A 15,538-nucleotide genomic window follows, 5' to 3' on the forward strand; every position below is an offset into this window, starting at 1 on the left:
CTTGAACTCAGGCGGGAACTTCTTGGGCACAGAGACATCCTTCCAGCGGGACGGCGTCCCACAGATGGAGTGTCAACCAGCCCTGCAGCAGTCCCCTGGATTCGTCATCGCAGGCGCGTCGCTCCTCCTGTGTTTCCTTCCGATCATCAACAACTTTGCGTTCTTCCTCGCGCTGATGGGTTTGGTGTTCGGGATCGTCGGACTTGTGCGGACCCGAAAGGGCGCGACGCGCAAGGGGCTCGCCGTCGCAGCGGTCATCGTGTCCGTCGTCTCCGGGGCCGGAGTGCTGGTCTCGCAATCGGTCTACGGCGCGATGGCAGACTCCGTCTCGGAATCGCTGGACGACGTCTCCGGAGACCTGGACAAGATGAGTGGTGACGCGACCGAGCAGGTGCTCGCCGACGACGTGTCTGTCGAGATCGGGGACTACACGGCGACGAAGGACGAGTACGGCCTGGTGACGACGTCCCTCCCGGTGACGCTGACCAATACTTCGGACGAGACGCAGTCCTTCGATGTGACGGTTGAAGCGGTGGACGACGACGGTAACCGAGTCGCCGACGACGTGGCCTACGTCTCGGAGCTTCGTGCCGGGCAGTCGGAAACTGTCGACGTGTTCCAGTACGTCGAAGAGGGGGATCTGAACGACATGAAGTCCGCCGACTTCGAGGTCGTCGAGGCCAGCGCGTACTGAGCGCTCCGTGCGCTGCTCAGCGCATCGCGGTGGGACTCCCCGACGCCGGTAGGGTGGCCCGGCTAGCCTGAGGCGGCCCGGTGCCGCCGTCGTACTGGGTGCCAAGGACGGCGATCGCGGCGACGGCGCGGAGGTCAGAGATGGACGGCACGTCGATCGGTTTCGTCGGCACGGGGCCGATGGGGGCGCCGATGGCGCGGAATCTGCTGGCGGCGGGTTTCGACGTCGCGCTGTGGAACCGCACGCCGGAGAAGGCGGAGGCGGTCGCCGAGGGCGAGTCGCGTGCGACGGTCGCGGCGACGCCGGCAGAGGTGGCGCGGTCGGTGGTGGTGGTGATGCTCCCGGACCTGCCGCAGGTGCGCGACGTCGTCGACCGGCCCGACGGGCTGCGGGCGGGGTGGCGCGCGGCGGGGGTGGCCGACCCGGTGCTGGTCGTGATGAGCACGGTGAGCCCGGTCGAGGTCGCCGCGTGGGCGAGGGAGCTCGCGGCGGACGGCATCCGCCTGGTGGACGCGCCCGTGAGCGGCGGAGTCGAGGGCGCGGTGGCGGGCAGCCTGAGCATCATGGCGGGCGGCGCGGACCACGACCTCGCCGCCGTCCTCCCCGTGCTGGAGGCAATGGGCTCGACGGTCCGCCACCTCGGTGCGGTGGGCGCGGGCTCGCTCACCAAGACGTGCAACCAGATCGTGGTGGGCGGCACGCTCAACGCGCTGGCCGAGGCGGTCGCCATCGCCCAGTCCGGTGGCCTGGACCTCGCCACCGTGCTGGAGGTGCTGTGCGCCGGGCTGGCCGGCTCGCAGGTGCTCACGGACAAGTCGCGGCGCTACCTCTCGGGCGACTATGCGGACGGTGCCGCGTGCCGCACCCAGCTCAAGGACCTCGAGTTCGGTCTCGCGGTCGGGCGGCGGCTCGGCGTCGACACCGCGCTGACGGCGGTCGCCCGCGACCGCTACCAGCGGATGGTCGACCGCGGCGACGCCGAGCTGGACCACAGCGCCGTCATCCGCGTCGTCGTATGAACCTGCGCATGTCACCGCACGCGGCGCCGTCGGTGGACGGACGTCGCGCGACGGCGTGAACGCTCGTCGTATCAGCGTCGCCCTGCCTCCCTCCGAGGTACATGGAGGGGACGACGATGAAGCGACTGGTGCTGTGCTGCGACGGGACGTGGAGCCATGCGGTGAACCCGCAGGTGTCCAACATCGAGAAGCTCGCGCGGTCCGTGCTGCGCTCCGGAGGGAGCGCTGATCCGGACGTCGAGCAGATCGTCGGCTACGTGGCGGGCGTCGGTGCCCGCGGCTACCTGGTCGACCAGCTGCTGGGCGGTGCGTTCGGCTACGGGTTCACCCGCAACGTGGTGGACGGCTACCGGTTCCTGGCCATGAACTACGAGCCCGGTGACGAGATCGTCGTCCTCGGCTACTCCCGCGGGGCGTACACGGCGCGCAGCGTCGTGGGGATGCTGTCGCAGGTGGGCCTGCTGACCGTGGAGGCCCAGGACGCCGGGCTGCTGTGCGAGGCGGAGCGCGTCTACCGCCTCAAGCCGCCGACGGCGCGCCGCGTCGCGAGGGCGGAACGCACCGTGGCCCGCACCAGGCCCGGCTCGTGGCGGCGCCGGCGGGCGGAGGCCGTGCTGCGGCAGGGCGACGAGGTCCGGGCGGAGAAGAAGGCGTTCCGCGCGGAGCACGGGATCGAGGTCCCGGTCCGCTTCCTGGGCGTCTTCGACACGGTCGGCGCGCTCGGGGTCCCCGGGCCGTCGCGACGCAAGAACCGCTTCCACGACGTCTCCCTCGCGCCCGCCGTGCAGACCGCCCGGCAGGCGCTCGCGATCGACGAGCGTCGCCTGACCTTCGCGCCGTGCCTGTGGTCCGTGCCCGACGACGACCCGTCCGGCCGCGTGGAGCAGGTGTGGTTCCCCGGCACGCACGGCGACGTGGGCGGCGGCGGCTCGCGCTGCGGCCTGTCCGACCTCGCGCTGCAGTGGATGGCCGCCGAGATGCGCGCCGTGGGCGTGCAGTTCGACGAGCACCGTCTCGCGCGTCAGCTCACCCCGCGCGCCGCCCTGGTCCTGGACCAGGCGCCGCCGTGGCCGTTCCGCATCCTCAACGTGGCCACCCGCGTGCGTCCGCGGTACGCGACGGTCGACGGCCGCCTCGTGTTCCGCCGCGGCCTGCGGGTCCTCGCGCTGCCGGTGGCCTCGTCCCGGGCGGAGCTCCCGGCCGGCGCCACGGGGCACGACGTCGTCCCGGCGGAGGTCGTCGGGGCGTGGCGCGACGGCGTGCGCCTCGCGGACACCGTGCTGCGGCACGTCCTGCGCGACGGCTACGCCGCCCTGGCCCCGAACCTCGGCTGGTGGATCACCGAGGCCGGGGGAGTGGAGCGCGTCCCCGTCGAGCGGGTCGACGCCGCCCGCGGCGACCTGCGCCCGTTCGTCGTGCCGGGCGACGACGTCATCGGACCGGTGCGAAGTCCTCGAGCGCTGCCGGCGGGTCGGTGAGGTCGGGGTCCTTCGCGAGGTAGGCGTTCGTCTCCCGCGCGATCAGTCCGGACAGCAGGAGCAGCCCGACGAGGTTCGGCAGCGCCATGAGCCCGTTGAGGACGTCGGCGACGCCCCACACGAGGTCCAGCTCCCAGACCGCGCCCACGAGGCACACGAGCGTGAAGATCGCGCGGTACGGCAGCGACACCCTGATGCCGAAGAGCGAGGTGGCGCACCGCTCGCCGTAGTACGCCCACCCGATCACCGTGGAGAGAGCGAAGAACACGACGGCGATCGCGACCACGGCGCCGCCGAACTGCGCGAGCGGGCCGGACGACATCGCCGTCGACGTCATCGCCGCGCCCTCCTCGCCCGACGTCCACGCGCCGGACGTGATGATGACGAGGCCGGTGAACGACACGACGACGATCGTGTCGATGAAGGTCTGCGTCATGGACACCAGGCCCTGGCGCACCGGGTGGTGCGTCTTCGCCGCGGCGGCGACGATCGCGGCCGAGCCCAGGCCCGACTCGTTGGAGAACAGGCCGCGCGCGACGCCGAACTGCAGGGCGAGGGCGACGGTCGAGCCGACGAAGCCGCCCGTGGCCGCCGTGCCGGTGAACGCGTCGGTGAACACGAGCGCGAGGGCGTCGGGGATGGCGGTGACGTTCGCGCCGAGCACCAGGAGCCCGGCCAGGATGTAGAAGAGGATCATCGTCGGCACGAACGACGCGGTGACCGCGCCGATCCGCTTGATGCCGCCGAGGAGGACGACGCCCACGAAGAGCACGATGACGATGCCCGTCGCCAGCGGCGGGACGCCGAACGTGTCGTCGAGGGACTGCGCGATCGTGTTGGTCTGCGTCATGTTGCCGATCCCGAACGCGGCGAGCGCGGCGAAGACGGCGAACGCGACGGCGAGGATCGTGCCCAGCGGCCCGCGGATGCCCCGCTTGAGGTACTCCTGGGGCCCGCCGCGCTGCTCGCCCTTCTCGTCGACGACGCGGAACTTCGAGCCGAGGAACGCCTCGGAGTACTTGGACGCCATGCCCAGCAGGCCGGTGACCCACATCCAGAACAAGGCGCCGGGGCCGCCGATGCCGATGGCGGTCGCGACGCCGGCGATGTTGCCGACGCCGACCGTGGCGGCGAGCGCGGTGGTCAGCGCCTGGTAGTGCGAGATGTCGCCCTCGCCGTCCCCGTCGCCCGCCGAGGCCTCCTTGCGCTGGAGCAGCCCGAGGCGCAGTGCGGGCCCGAGCTTGCGGAACTGCAGCCCCTTGAGCCGGATCGTGAGGTACAGGCCCGTGCCCAGCAACAACGGGATCAGGAGGAAGGGGCCCCAGACGAAGGAGCTGGCTGCCGCGATGAAGTCAGCGAAAGAATCCACGCCGCGCACCGTAACCCGTTGCCGTCGTCATCCGTCGGGGGGGGCCACGGCGCGTGTCGCCGGTCGGGCGAGGCCCGACACGTCGCAGCTGGTCAGGAGTCGTAGGCGTCCTTGACGACGAGCACCGGGACCGGGGCGTCGAGCAGCACCCGCTGCGTCGTCGTGCCGACGAGGAAGGTGCCCGCGTTGGAGCGCTTGCGGGAGCCGAGGACGACGAGCGTCGCGCCGGACGCCTCGGCGGCGTCGAGGATCGCGTCCGCGGGCTCGGTGCCGGAGGGCCGGCGGGTGACCGGCAGGACCTCGACGCTCTCGCCCGCCTCGGCGAGGATGCCGTCGAGAGGGTCGCCCTCGACGGGGTCGTCCGACCGGGCGAGGTGGACCACGTGCAGCGGCAGCCCGCGCCGGGTCGCCTCCGCGATCGCCGTCCGGACGGCCGCCTCACCGTGGGGCGACGGGTTGTAGGCCACGAGCACCGTCATGCGCACACTCTCGCACACGGAGGGAACCTCGCGCCGGTCCGACCCGTTGACCTCACCAGCCGACGAAGGAGCAGCGCATCATGCAGTGCCCCCACGACCAGTCCGTCCTCGTGATGTCCGAGCGCAAGGGCATCGAGATCGACTACTGCCCGCAGTGCCGGGGCGTGTGGCTCGACCGGGGTGAGCTCGACAAGATCATCGAACGATCCCTCGAGTCGGAGATCGCCGCCGAGGCGCGCGGGCCCGTGCCGCCCGCGCCGGCCTCCCCGGGGCCGCCCTACCCGGCGTCGTACGACGAGCGCCGCTACGACGACAAGCGCTACGACGACCGTCGCTATGACGACAAGAGGTACGACGACAAGAGGTACGACGACAAGAGGTACGACGACCGCGGGTACGACCCCCGCTACCGCAAGCGCAAGAAGAAGGACTCGTTCCTCGGGGACCTGTTCGACTTCTGACGGGCCTGAAGCCCGCGTCGGCGGGTGCGTCAGGCGGCGGCGAGCTGCTCGCGCACCTGCCGCTTGGCGCGGGTGAGCATGCCCGCCATGCCGTTGAGACGCAGGGGGCTGACCGCGCGGGTGAGCCCGATCATCAGCGGGAAGTCGTCGGGCACGTCCAGGACCTGCTGGGCCGAGAGGCCGGACAGCCCCTGGGCCAGGATCGACGCGAACCCGCGCGTGGTGGGCGCCTCCTGCGGGGCGGTCGCGTAGAAGTGCACGACGTCGCCGTCGACCTCCGCGAACGCGCGCACGGGGGACTGGCACTCCTCGACCGCCTCGAGCAGGCCGGGCGCGCTCTCGTACCGCGGGGGCAGCCCCGGCAGCTCGCGGGAGAACTCGAGCAGCAGCTGCAGCCGGTCGCGCTCGGGCAGGGCGAGGAACTCCTCGCGGATCTCGGCGAGCGGCTCGGGCAGGGTGGCGGCGTCGGTCATGGTCCCAGTCTCTCGTAGGGAGCCGGACGCCGGTCGAGCCGGTCCGGACCGCGGATGGGTCCGGACCGGCTCGAGCGCGGCGCCGTGGCTGGTCGGGTGGGTCAGGCGGCCTGCGCCTGCTTGACGCTCGCCGGGACCTCTCCCGGCTCGGCGCCCGCGACGATCGGCACGCGCACGGCGTTGCCCCACTCGGTCCAGGAGCCGTCGTAGTTGCGGACGTCGTCGATGCCGAGCAGGTAGCGCAGCGCGAACCACGTGTGGCTGGAGCGCTCGCCGATGCGGCAGTACGTGATCACGGAGTCGCCCGCCGTGAGGCCGAGGCCGCCCTCCTGGTAGATCGCCTCGAGCTCGGCGCGCGGCTTGTAGGTGCCGTCCTCGGCGACCGCGGTGGCCCAGGGGACGTTGCGCGCCGACGGGATGTGGCCGCCGCGCAGCACGCCCTCCTCCGGGTAGTCCGGGATGTGCAGGCGCTCGCCGGAGAACTCCTGCGGGGAGCGGATGTCGACCAGCGGCCCGTTGCCCAGGTGGGCGAGCACGTCCTCCTTGAAGGCGCGGAACGTGGCGTCGTCGCGCTCGACGACGGGATAGGTGCCGCGGGCGGGGGACGGCACGTCGGTGGTGAGGTCGCGCCCCTCGGCCACCCACAGGTTGCGTCCGCCGTCGAGCAGGCGGACGTCCTCGTGGCCGAACAGCGTGAAGACCCACGCGGTGTACGCGGCCCACCAGTTGTTCTTGTCGCCGTACAGCACGATCGTCGTGTCGCGGGAGATGCCGCGGCTCGCGAGCAGGTCGGCGAAGCCGGCGCCGTCGAGGTAGTCGCGCTCGACGGGCTGCAGCAGGTCGGTGTGCCAGTCGATCTTCACGGACCCGGGGATGTGGCCGGTCTCGTAGAGGAGCACGTCCTCGTCGGACTCCACGACCACCAGGCCCGGGGTGTCGAGGTTCTCGGCGAGCCACGACGTCGTCACGAGGCGCTCGGGGTGCGCGTACTCGGCGAGGCGCGGCGTCGGGTCGGTGGGTGCGGGCATGGGTTCCTCCATCTGTGCGGCGCGGGGCGCGCCGGGCGCGGCGGGTCGTGGCCGCTCGGGTTCGTGGACACTCTAGGAACAGGCGGACCTGCCGCGACAGTCCGTGTCCATCATGTGGGACCACGATGCGAGACGGCGTTCATCGCGACGAAACGCCCGCGATACGGAAATGTGATTCCGAAATTCTTGTGGTGCCCGTCACCGAGTGCTAGCGTCGCGGATGCCTAAGGCGGGCCCGGGCCGCGCGGACGTCGACGTCGACTCCCGCACGGTGATCGACGAGATCGATCCGACACCGGCAGCTATCTACCAGGCGGCATGAAGGACAACTCGCCTGCAGCGACCCGCCGAGCGCCCGGTCTCCACCGGGACCTCGAGGGGCCGACGGACCCGAGCACCCGGGGGCCGCTGCCCGAACCGTGGAGACTCACCATGGACCGCAATGCCGTGATCAACCAGTCAGTCCGCACGGCCGTTCCCGTGGACGCAGCACACCTCGAGAAGGCCGTCTCCCTCGCCGTCGACAGCGTGGCGAACGCGGGCGGCCCCTTCGGAGCCGTCGTCGTCACCCGTGACGGCCGCGTCATCGAGGGCAACAACCGCGTCACCCAGGACAACGACCCCACCGCGCACGCTGAGGTCACCGCCATCCGGCGGGCCTGCGCCGAGCTCGGCACGTTCGACCTGTCGGGGGCCGTCCTCTACTCGAGCTGCGAGCCGTGCCCGATGTGCCTCGCGTCCGCCCTCTGGGCGCGCGTGGACGCCGTCTACTTCGCTGCCGACCGCCACGACGCGGCCGCCGCCGGGTTCGACGACGCCGTGTTCTACGACTTCTTCGCCGCGACACCCGAGACCCGGGCCGCCGGCGGGGTGATGACCGTGCGCCACGAGCGCACGGGCAGCGCCGTCGCGCCGTTCGACGCGTGGCGTGTCCTCGAGACCCGCATCGACTACTGACGTGCGGGCCGGAGAGGACACAAGGACGTGACCATCCTGGGAACCCGGCGGGACACCGCCGAGAACGACAAGACGCCCTCCAGCGGCGCCCGCCGAGGCGTGCTGGAGCGGCTGTTCAAGATCACCGAACGAGGCTCCACCACGGGACGCGAGATCCGTGGCGGGCTGGTGACCTTCTTCGCGATGGCGTACATCGTCATCCTCAACCCCCTGATCCTCGGCGGCACCAGCGCCGGGAACGCCCCCACCGACGTCGCGGGCGGGTGGCTCGCGACGGCCCAGGTGGGTGCCGTCACCGGCCTCGCAGCGGGCGTGCTGACCATCTTGTTCGGCCTCGTCGCGAACCTGCCGTTCGCGCTCGCGGCCGGGCTGGGGATCAACTCGTTCCTCGCCGTGGCCGTGGTCGGCGACGTCACCTGGCCCGAGGCCATGGGCCTCGTGCTCATCAACGGCCTGCTCATCGTGCTGCTCGCCGCGACGGGCGCGCGGTCGGCGATCTTCAACGCCGTCCCGCGGCAGCTCAAGGCGGCCATCACGGTCGGCATCGGGCTGTTCATCGCCTTCATCGGCTTCGTCGACGCCGGCTTCGTCACCCCCACCGAGGGCGGCCCGCCGGTACAGCTCGGCGACGGCGGCTCGATCACCACCGTCCCGACGATGATCTTCGTCTTCGGCCTGCTGCTCATGGGGATCCTCGTGTCCCGCGGGGTCAAGGGTGGGCTGCTCATCGGCCTGGTCGGGACCACGATCGTGGCGATCGTCGTCGAGGCGGTGCTCCAGCTCGGGCCCGCGAGCGACGACAACCCGGGCGGTTGGCACCTGTCGGTGCCCGCGCTGCCGGACTCGCTGGTCTCCGTGCCCGACCTGTCCCTGCTGGGGCAGTTCAGCTTCGGCGCCTTCGACCGCATCGGGGCGCTCGCCGCCACGATGCTCGTGTTCACGCTGTTCTTCACGAACTTCTTCGACGCGATGGGCACGATGACGGGCCTGGCCAAGCAGGGCGGGCTCGCCGACAAGGACGGGAACTTCCCGAAGATCAAGTCGGCGCTCGTCGTCGAGGGCGTGGGCGCCGTCGTGGGCGGCGCGTCGTCGTCGTCGTCGAACACCGTGTTCGTCGACTCGGCGGCGGGCGTCGGCGAGGGGGCGCGCACCGGCCTGGCGTCGGTCGTGACGGGTGGCCTGTTCCTGGTCGCCATGTTCCTCACGCCGCTGACCGCCGTCGTGCCGATCGAGGTCGCCAGCGGCGCCCTCGTGGTGGTCGGCGCGATGATGATGAGGGAGATCAAGGAGATCGACCTGGGCGACTTCTCCGTCGCCCTGCCGGTGTTCCTCACGGTCGTGACGATGCCGTTGACGTACTCCATCGCCAACGGGATCGGGATCGGCTTCATCACGTGGGTGCTGCTGCGCTTCGCCTGCGGTCGGGCGCGCGACGTGCACCCGCTGCTGTGGGTGGTCGCCGCGGGCTTCCTCGTGTACTTCGTGCGCGGCCCGCTCTCGGCGGCGCTCGGCGCCTGACGGCAACGTCGGTCGGGCCTGCCGCGACCCGGCAGGCCCGACCGACGGGGAGGGACCCCAGATGCTCACCCTGGCTGACCAGCTGGCCGAGTGGCTCGAGCCCGGCGCGCAGCCGTTCGCCGTCGCGACGGTGGTCGGCGCGTCCGGCTCGGTGCCGCGGCCCGTCGGCACCGCGATGGCCGTGCGCGCCGACGGCGCCGTCGTCGGCAGCCTCTCCGGTGGCTGCGTGGAGGCGGCCGTGCACGCGGCCGCGCTCGACGCGATCGCCGTCGGCGAGTGCCACCGCGAGACCTTCGGCTACTCCGACGACGACGCGTTCGCTGTCGGGCTCACCTGCGGCGGCAGCCTCGAGGTGCACGTGCAGCCCGTGCGGCCGGGCGACCCGGACGACCCCGCCGCCGTCGCGCTCGCCCGCCTCGTCACCGCCGACGTCGGAGCCCCCGCCGCCCTCGTGCGGCGCCTCGACGTCGCGCGCCCCACCGCCGTGCTCCTCCCTGACCTGTCAGACAACCCGTTGCGCGGGCTGGTGGACGACGGCGCGCTGCCCGCGGTGTCCGCACAGGTCGCGGCCGTGCTGCGCGCGGGCGGGGCCGCCACCGTGCACGCCGCCCCCGGCGTTCCCGCCGGCGCGTGCGACGACGGCGCCCCGGAGGAGCCCGTCACGCTGCTCGTGGAGACCCGGCTGGCGCCGCCGCGGTTCGTGGTGGTGGGCGCCAACGACTTCGCCGGCGCGCTCGTGCGCGCCGTGCACCTGCTCGGGTACCGCGTGACGCTCGTCGACGCCCGCGAGGTGTTCGCCGCGCCGCGCCGGTTCCCGCAGGCGGACGAGGTGGTCGTGGACTGGCCGGACCGGTACCTCGCCGCCGAGGCCGCCGCCGGCCGGCTCGACGCCCGCACCGCCGTCGCGGTCCTCACCCACGACGTGAAGTTCGACGTCCCGACGCTGCGGCTCGCGCTCGGGCTCCCGCTCGCGTACGTGGGCGCGATGGGCTCGCGCCGCTCGCACGCGCAGCGGGTGCAGGCCCTCCGCGACGAGGGCGTGACCCCCGACCGGCTGGCCCGGCTGCGCTCGCCGATCGGCCTCGACCTCGGAGCCGTGACGCCGGAGGAGGTGGCCGTGTCGGTCGTCGCCGAGCTCGTCGCGGTCCGCTACGGCCGCGACGCGCCCGTCCCCCTGAGCCGCACCGACGGGCCGCTGCACGCGGCCACCGGCACGACCTCGGGCACCACCCCCAGCACCACCCGAACCAAGGAGCACCCCCGGTGGACATGAACACCGTCACCGACCTGGTCCCCACCGCCGACCCCGCCGACTGGCGCGAGGGCGACGCGTGGCTGGCCGGCGGCACCGTCCTGTTCTCGTACGGCAGCCAGACGCTACGCCGCCTGCTGGACGTCACGACCGCCGGCTGGCCCGCGCTCACCGTGACCGACGAGGGGCTGGAGATCGCCGCGACCTGCACCGTCGCCGAGCTCTACGCCTTCCCGGAGGCCGCCGCGTCGGAACCGGTGCGCGACGCGTGGCGCGCGCTCGACCTCGTGCGCCCGTGCTGCGACGCGTTCGTCGCGTCGTTCAAGATCTGGAACACCTCGACCGTCGGCGGCAACGTCGCGACGTCGCTGCCCGCGGGCCCGATGACGTCGCTCACCGCGGCGCTCGACGGCGTCGCCGAGGTGTGGGGGCCTGGCGGCGCCCGGCGCACGCAGCCCGTGGCGGAGCTCGTCACCGGCGAGATGCGCAACACCCTCGCCCCGGGCGAGCTGCTGCGCGCGATCCGGCTCGCGGCCGCGGCGCTCCGCGCCCGCACCGCCTACCGGCGGTTGTCGCTGTCGAACCTCGGACGCTCCGGGGTGCTGCTGATCGGGCGCCTCGACGCGCCCGCCGACGGCGGCGAGCTGGTGATCACCGTGACCGCGTCGACCCGTCGGCCGGTGCAGCTGCGGTTCCCCGACGGCGCGCACCCCGACGCCGCCGGGCTGGCCGCCGCGATCGACGCCGCGATCCCGTTCGACCTGTACCACGACGACATCCACGGCCTGCCCGAGTGGCGCCGCGACATGACCTACCGGCTCGCGGAGGAGATCCGCGCCGAGCTGACCGACGGAGGCCGGCGATGACCGACGCGACCACCCGCCCCACGACTCTCGCCGCGGGCGCCTCCCTCGTGCTCCGGGTGGACGGCCGCGACGTGGACGCCGTGCCGCGAGCCGGCCAGTGCCTGCGCACGTTCCTGCGCGAGCAGGGCTCGCTCGGCGTCAAGAAGGGGTGCGACGGCGGCGACTGCGGCGCGTGCACCGTGCACGTCGACGGGGTCCCCGTGCACAGCTGCGTGTACCCCGCGCGGCGTGCCGCCGGGCGCGACGTCACGACGATCGGGGGCCTCGCCGCCACGGCCGAGGAGCCGACCGCGGACGGGCTGCACCCCGTGCAGCAGCAGTTCCACGACGCGCAGGGCTTCCAGTGCGGCTTCTGCACCGCCGGCATGATCATGACGGCGGCGACCTTCGACGACGAGCAGCGCGCGAACCTGCCCCGCAACCTCAAGGGCAACCTGTGCCGGTGCACCGGGTACCGGGCGATCGAGGACGCGGTGCGGGGGACGGAGAACGCCGAGACGATCGGCGGCTGTGGCACGGCGTTCGGCACCTCGGAGCCCGCCCCCGCGAGCCGCGGCGTGGTCACCGGCCAGGTGCGCTACACGCTCGACGTCGACCCGGAGGCGTACCCGGGGCTGCTGCACCTCAAGCTGGCGAGGTCGCCGCACGCGCACGCACGGATCCTGTCGATCGACACCTCCGACGCGCTCGCCGTGCCCGGGGTCCGCGCGGTGCTCACGCACGAGGACGCGCCCGCCGCCCGGTTCAGCACGGCCCAGCACGAGCTGTGGACGGACGACCCCGACGACACCCGCGTCCTCGACGACGTGGTCCGGTACGTCGGGCAGCGCGTGGCCGCCGTCGTCGCCGACTCGGTGGCCGCGGCGGAGGAGGGCGTGCGCCGGCTGCGGGTGGAGTACGAGGTGCTGCCCGCGCTGATCGACCCCGAGCAGGCGATGGTCCCCGGCGCGCCGCTCGTGCACCCCGACCTGGACGCCGCGGCGGCGCGGGTCTCGCGTCCGGAGGCGAACGTCGTCGCGGAGCTGCACTCCGAGCTCGGTGACGTCGAGGCGGGCCTCGCGGAGGCCGACGTCGTGCACGAGGCCACCTACCGCACGCAGCGGGTGCAGAACGCGGCGCTCGAGACGCACGCGGCGATCGCGTCGTTCGACGACGACGGCCGGCTCGTGGTGCGGTCCTCGACCCAGGTGCCCTTCCTCGCGCGGCGCCATCTCGCGCGCGTGCTGGACCTGCCCATGGACCGCGTGCGCGTGGTGTGCGAGCGCGTGGGCGGCGGGTTCGGCGGCAAGCAGGAGGTGCTGGTCGAGGACGTCGCGGGGCTCGCGGCACTGCGGCTCGGCCGGCCGGTGCAGCTCGAGCTCACGCGCACCGACACGTTCGTCGGCACGACGACCCGGCACCCGTTCCGCATCAAGGTGCGGGCGGGTGCCCGCCGCGACGGCACGCTGACCGCGCTGCACCTCGACGTGCTGAGCAACACCGGCGCGTACGGCAACCACGGGCCGGGCGTGATGTTCCACGGCTGCGGCGAGTCGATCGCCGTCTACCGGTGCGCGAACAAGAAGGTCGACGCGCACTGCGTCTACACGCACACGCTGCCCGCGGGCGCGTTCCGCGGGTACGGCCTGAGCCAGATGATCTTCGCCGTCGAGTCCGCGATGGACGAGCTGGCCCGGCAGCTCGGCCTGGACCCGCTCGAGCTGCGGCGGCGCAACGTCGTGCACCCGGGCGTGCCGATGCTGTCCACCACGCCCGAGCCCGAGGAGGACGTGCTGTACGGCAGCTACGGCCTCGACCAGTGCATCGAGCTGGCCGACGACGCGCTGGCCCGCGGCCGGGCGCGCGACGTCGCGGCGTACGGCGCCCACCCCGCGGACGCGACGCGACCCTGGCTGGGCGACGACTGGGGCGTCGGCGAGGGCACCGCGCTGTCCATGATCGACACCGTGCCGCCGCGCGGGCACGTGGCGCACGCCCGCGCCCGGCTGCGCCCGGACGGCGTGGTCGAGGCCGAGGTCGGCACCGCCGAGTTCGGCAACGGCACCACGACGGTGCACGCCCAGCTCGTGGCCAGCGCGCTCGGGCAGCGGGCCGCCGACGTCGTCGTCAAGCAGTCCGACACGGACCTCGTGGAGCACGACACCGGCGCCTTCGGGTCCACCGGCACCGTGGTGGCGGGCAAGGCGTCGCTCGCCGCGGCCACGGAGCTGGCGGAGCGGGTGCGCGTGGTGGCGGCGTCCCTCACCGGGACGGCGCCGGCCGGCTGCCGCCTGGTGCCCGGCGGCGTCGAGCACGCGGGCGGGGCCGTCGTGCCGCTCGCCGAGGTGGCGCGCCACGCGCGGGCCGCGGGCGTGCGGCTCGAGGCCGAGGGCCGCTGGGGCGGCACGCCCCGGTCGGTCGCGTTCAACGTGCACGGCTTCCGCGTGGCCGTGCACCGCGGCACCGGCGAGATCCGCATCCTGCAGAGCGTCCAGGCCGCCGACGCCGGCGAGGTCGTCAACCCCCGGCAGTGCCGCGGCCAGGTCGAGGGCGGCATCGCGCAGGCCCTCGGCGCCGCGCTGTACGAGGACGTCGTGATCGACGACGCCGGCCGCGTCACGACCGACATCTTCCGCCAGTACCACCTGCCCACTTTCGCCGACGTGCCCCGAAGCGAGGTGTACTTCGCCGAGACGTCGGACACCACCGGGCCGATGGGGGCGAAGTCGATGAGCGAGAGCCCGTTCAACCCCGTCGCCCCCGCGCTCGCCAACGCGCTGCGCGCCGCCACGGGCGTGCGGTTCACCGAGCTGCCGCTCTCGCGCGACAAGGTCTACCTGGGCATGAAGGCCGCTGCGACGTCCTGAAGCGCCCACGACGTTTCCAGGTCGGGTCAGGCGAGCAGGTCGAGGTCGGCCTCGGTGTCGACGTCGCGGCCGTCGCCGGGGTGGACGACGACGTCGATCAGGTCGGCGTGCGCGCGGAGGAACGCGCGGGCCCCGGCGTCCCCGACGGCGCCGGCCGCGGCCGGGCCGGCGTGCGCGGCGTCCAGCACGAGCGGGTGGGCCCAGCGCGGCCGGCCGCCCTCGGGCGCCGGCGCGCCGGCCCACCGCGAGGCGGTGACCCGGCCGGGGCGGTGCGTCGCGAGCAGGCGCGCGACGTCCTCGGGCGTGACGCCGGGCTGGTCCACGTGCGCGACGACGACGCGCGCCGGAGCCTCGCCGTCGCGCGGTTCCAGGGCCGCCGCGACGCCCGCCCGCAGCGACGACGCCATGCCCGTGGCCCAGTCGTCGTTCACGACCACGCGGGCGGCGTGGAGATCGGTCGCGGCCGCGACCCGCGGAGCCTCGGCGCCGATCACGACGACGACCTGGTCGCAGCCGCCGTCGGCCAGCACGCCTGCGATGTGCTCCACGAGCGCCCGGCCGCCGTGGGGGAGGAGCGCCTTCGGTCCGCGGCCCAGGCGGGTGCCCGCGCCCGCGGCGAGCAGCACGGCGACGGTGCGACCCGTCACGAGACCTCGCGCCGCGCGTCGTAGCGCTGCTGGGCGGCGCTGACCTCGTCGACCGAGCCCTCGAGGACGTCGAGCAGGCCCACGAGCCGGTCGGCGACGCGGCGGCCGAGGTCGGTGAGCGAGTACTCGACGTGCGGCGGGATGGTGGTGCGCACCTCGCGGGCGACCATGCCGTCGCGCTCGAGCGCCTGGAGGGTCTGGGCGAGCATCTTCTCGCTCACCCCGTCGATGCGGCGGCGCAGCGCGTTGAACCGCACGGCTCCGTCGCGCAGCCCGGCCACCGTGAGCACGCCCCATCGCCCGGTGACCGCCTCCAGCGCCTGGCGCGAGGTGCACCCGCGCGAGAACACGTCGGCGATCATCGCGTCCGTCGGGCCGGCGTCGACCGGGGCGACGGCGGGGGAGTCAGGGGTCACCCGGACAGGATACGGCGCGCTCCGCACGCAGGCAC

15 protein-coding genes are annotated in these 15,538 nt (G+C 73.5%); 9 read left to right on the forward strand and 6 right to left on the reverse strand.

Translation table 11 applies throughout. From position 1 onward, the window contains the following. The 3 genes from ACH443_RS03210 to ACH443_RS03220 all read left to right on the forward strand — a co-directional run. Positions 1-694 (forward strand): FxLYD domain-containing protein (locus ACH443_RS03210; protein WP_430589458.1); only part of this gene is annotated, 694 nt, incomplete at its 5' end. Positions 695-792: 98 nt separating this feature from the next. Further along, entirely contained in the window at positions 793-1,713 is a 921-nt protein-coding gene (locus ACH443_RS03215) for an NAD(P)-dependent oxidoreductase (RefSeq protein ID WP_430589717.1), read from the forward strand. Positions 1,714-1,829: 116 nt separating this feature from the next. Continuing rightward, on the forward strand, positions 1,830-3,191 hold the full coding sequence (locus ACH443_RS03220; protein WP_430589459.1) for a DUF2235 domain-containing protein: 1,362 nt from the start codon (positions 1,830-1,832) through the stop codon (positions 3,189-3,191). Here ACH443_RS03220 and ACH443_RS03225 read toward each other — a convergent pair. Next, positions 3,145-4,560, reverse strand: coding sequence for an alanine/glycine:cation symporter family protein (locus ACH443_RS03225; RefSeq protein WP_430589460.1), 1,416 nt, complete (start codon positions 4,558-4,560; stop codon positions 3,145-3,147). The genes ACH443_RS03220 and ACH443_RS03225 overlap by 47 nt on opposite strands. Positions 4,561-4,652: 92 nt before the next feature. Next, complete coding sequence (locus ACH443_RS03230; RefSeq protein ID WP_429762613.1) at positions 4,653-5,039, reverse strand: universal stress protein; 387 nt, start codon at positions 5,037-5,039, stop codon at positions 4,653-4,655. An 80-nt stretch (positions 5,040-5,119) separates the two neighbouring features. Between ACH443_RS03230 and ACH443_RS03235 the strand changes: the two genes are divergently transcribed. After that, on the forward strand, positions 5,120-5,500 hold the full coding sequence (locus tag ACH443_RS03235) for a zf-TFIIB domain-containing protein (RefSeq protein ID WP_430589461.1): 381 nt from the start codon (positions 5,120-5,122) through the stop codon (positions 5,498-5,500). 29 nt (positions 5,501-5,529) lie between these two features. Here the strand turns inward: ACH443_RS03235 and ACH443_RS03240 are convergent, their stop codons facing one another. Continuing rightward, entirely contained in the window at positions 5,530-5,973 is a 444-nt protein-coding gene (locus tag ACH443_RS03240) for a SufE family protein (protein WP_429762611.1), read from the reverse strand. Between the two features lie 101 nt (positions 5,974-6,074). Next, a complete protein-coding gene (locus tag ACH443_RS03245; RefSeq protein ID WP_430557048.1) occupies positions 6,075-7,001 on the reverse strand; it encodes a sulfurtransferase in 927 nt (308 codons plus the stop codon). A 432-nt stretch (positions 7,002-7,433) separates the two neighbouring features. Between ACH443_RS03245 and ACH443_RS03250 the strand changes: the two genes are divergently transcribed. From ACH443_RS03250 to ACH443_RS03270, 5 genes are all read left to right on the forward strand, one after another. Beyond that, positions 7,434-7,958: a nucleoside deaminase gene (locus tag ACH443_RS03250; protein WP_429762609.1), complete on the forward strand. Its 525-nt coding sequence runs from the start codon at positions 7,434-7,436 to the stop codon at positions 7,956-7,958. Positions 7,959-7,985: 27 nt separating this feature from the next. Then, positions 7,986-9,476, forward strand: coding sequence for an NCS2 family permease (locus ACH443_RS03255; protein ID WP_430589462.1), 1,491 nt, complete (start codon positions 7,986-7,988; stop codon positions 9,474-9,476). Positions 9,477-9,537: 61 nt separating this feature from the next. Then, complete coding sequence (locus ACH443_RS03260; RefSeq protein WP_430589463.1) at positions 9,538-10,749, forward strand: XdhC family protein; 1,212 nt, start codon at positions 9,538-9,540, stop codon at positions 10,747-10,749. Next, a complete protein-coding gene (locus ACH443_RS03265; RefSeq protein ID WP_429762606.1) occupies positions 10,740-11,594 on the forward strand; it encodes an FAD binding domain-containing protein in 855 nt (284 codons plus the stop codon). Before ACH443_RS03260 ends, ACH443_RS03265 begins: the two co-directional genes overlap by 10 nt. After that, the gene (locus ACH443_RS03270) at positions 11,591-14,440 is read left to right on the forward strand and encodes a molybdopterin-dependent oxidoreductase (RefSeq protein WP_430589464.1); all 2,850 of its coding nucleotides are present in this window, start codon (positions 11,591-11,593) and stop codon (positions 14,438-14,440) included. Before ACH443_RS03265 ends, ACH443_RS03270 begins: the two co-directional genes overlap by 4 nt. A gap of 26 nt (positions 14,441-14,466) precedes the next feature. Here the strand turns inward: ACH443_RS03270 and ACH443_RS03275 are convergent, their stop codons facing one another. Both ACH443_RS03275 and ACH443_RS03280 read right to left on the reverse strand, forming a co-directional pair. After that, complete coding sequence (locus tag ACH443_RS03275; RefSeq protein ID WP_430589465.1) at positions 14,467-15,087, reverse strand: NTP transferase domain-containing protein; 621 nt, start codon at positions 15,085-15,087, stop codon at positions 14,467-14,469. After that, a complete protein-coding gene (locus ACH443_RS03280) occupies positions 15,084-15,503 on the reverse strand; it encodes a winged helix-turn-helix transcriptional regulator (protein WP_430589466.1) in 420 nt (139 codons plus the stop codon). The genes ACH443_RS03275 and ACH443_RS03280 overlap by 4 nt, the downstream gene beginning before the upstream one ends. Between the last annotated feature and the right edge of the window lie 35 nt (positions 15,504-15,538).

This window comes from Isoptericola sp. NPDC019571 (assembly GCF_044389385.1).
GTDB lineage: Bacteria > Actinomycetota > Actinomycetes > Actinomycetales > Cellulomonadaceae > Isoptericola > Isoptericola nanjingensis.

What these genes read in the sequence shown, in the direction of transcription:
- ACH443_RS03220 (WP_430589459.1), top strand. Translation starts at nt 1,830, where the DNA reads ATGAAGCGACTGGTGCTGTGCTGCGACGGGACGTGGAGCCATGCGGTG.
- ACH443_RS03230 (WP_429762613.1), bottom strand. Translation starts at nt 5,039, where the DNA reads ATGACGGTGCTCGTGGCCTACAACCCGTCGCCCCACGGTGAGGCGGCC.
- ACH443_RS03235 (WP_430589461.1), top strand. Translation starts at nt 5,120, where the DNA reads ATGCAGTGCCCCCACGACCAGTCCGTCCTCGTGATGTCCGAGCGCAAG.
- ACH443_RS03240 (WP_429762611.1), bottom strand. Translation starts at nt 5,973, where the DNA reads ATGACCGACGCCGCCACCCTGCCCGAGCCGCTCGCCGAGATCCGCGAG.
- ACH443_RS03245 (WP_430557048.1), bottom strand. Translation starts at nt 7,001, where the DNA reads ATGCCCGCACCCACCGACCCGACGCCGCGCCTCGCCGAGTACGCGCAC.
- ACH443_RS03250 (WP_429762609.1), top strand. Translation starts at nt 7,434, where the DNA reads ATGGACCGCAATGCCGTGATCAACCAGTCAGTCCGCACGGCCGTTCCC.
- ACH443_RS03260 (WP_430589463.1), top strand. Translation starts at nt 9,538, where the DNA reads ATGCTCACCCTGGCTGACCAGCTGGCCGAGTGGCTCGAGCCCGGCGCG.
- ACH443_RS03270 (WP_430589464.1), top strand. Translation starts at nt 11,591, where the DNA reads ATGACCGACGCGACCACCCGCCCCACGACTCTCGCCGCGGGCGCCTCC.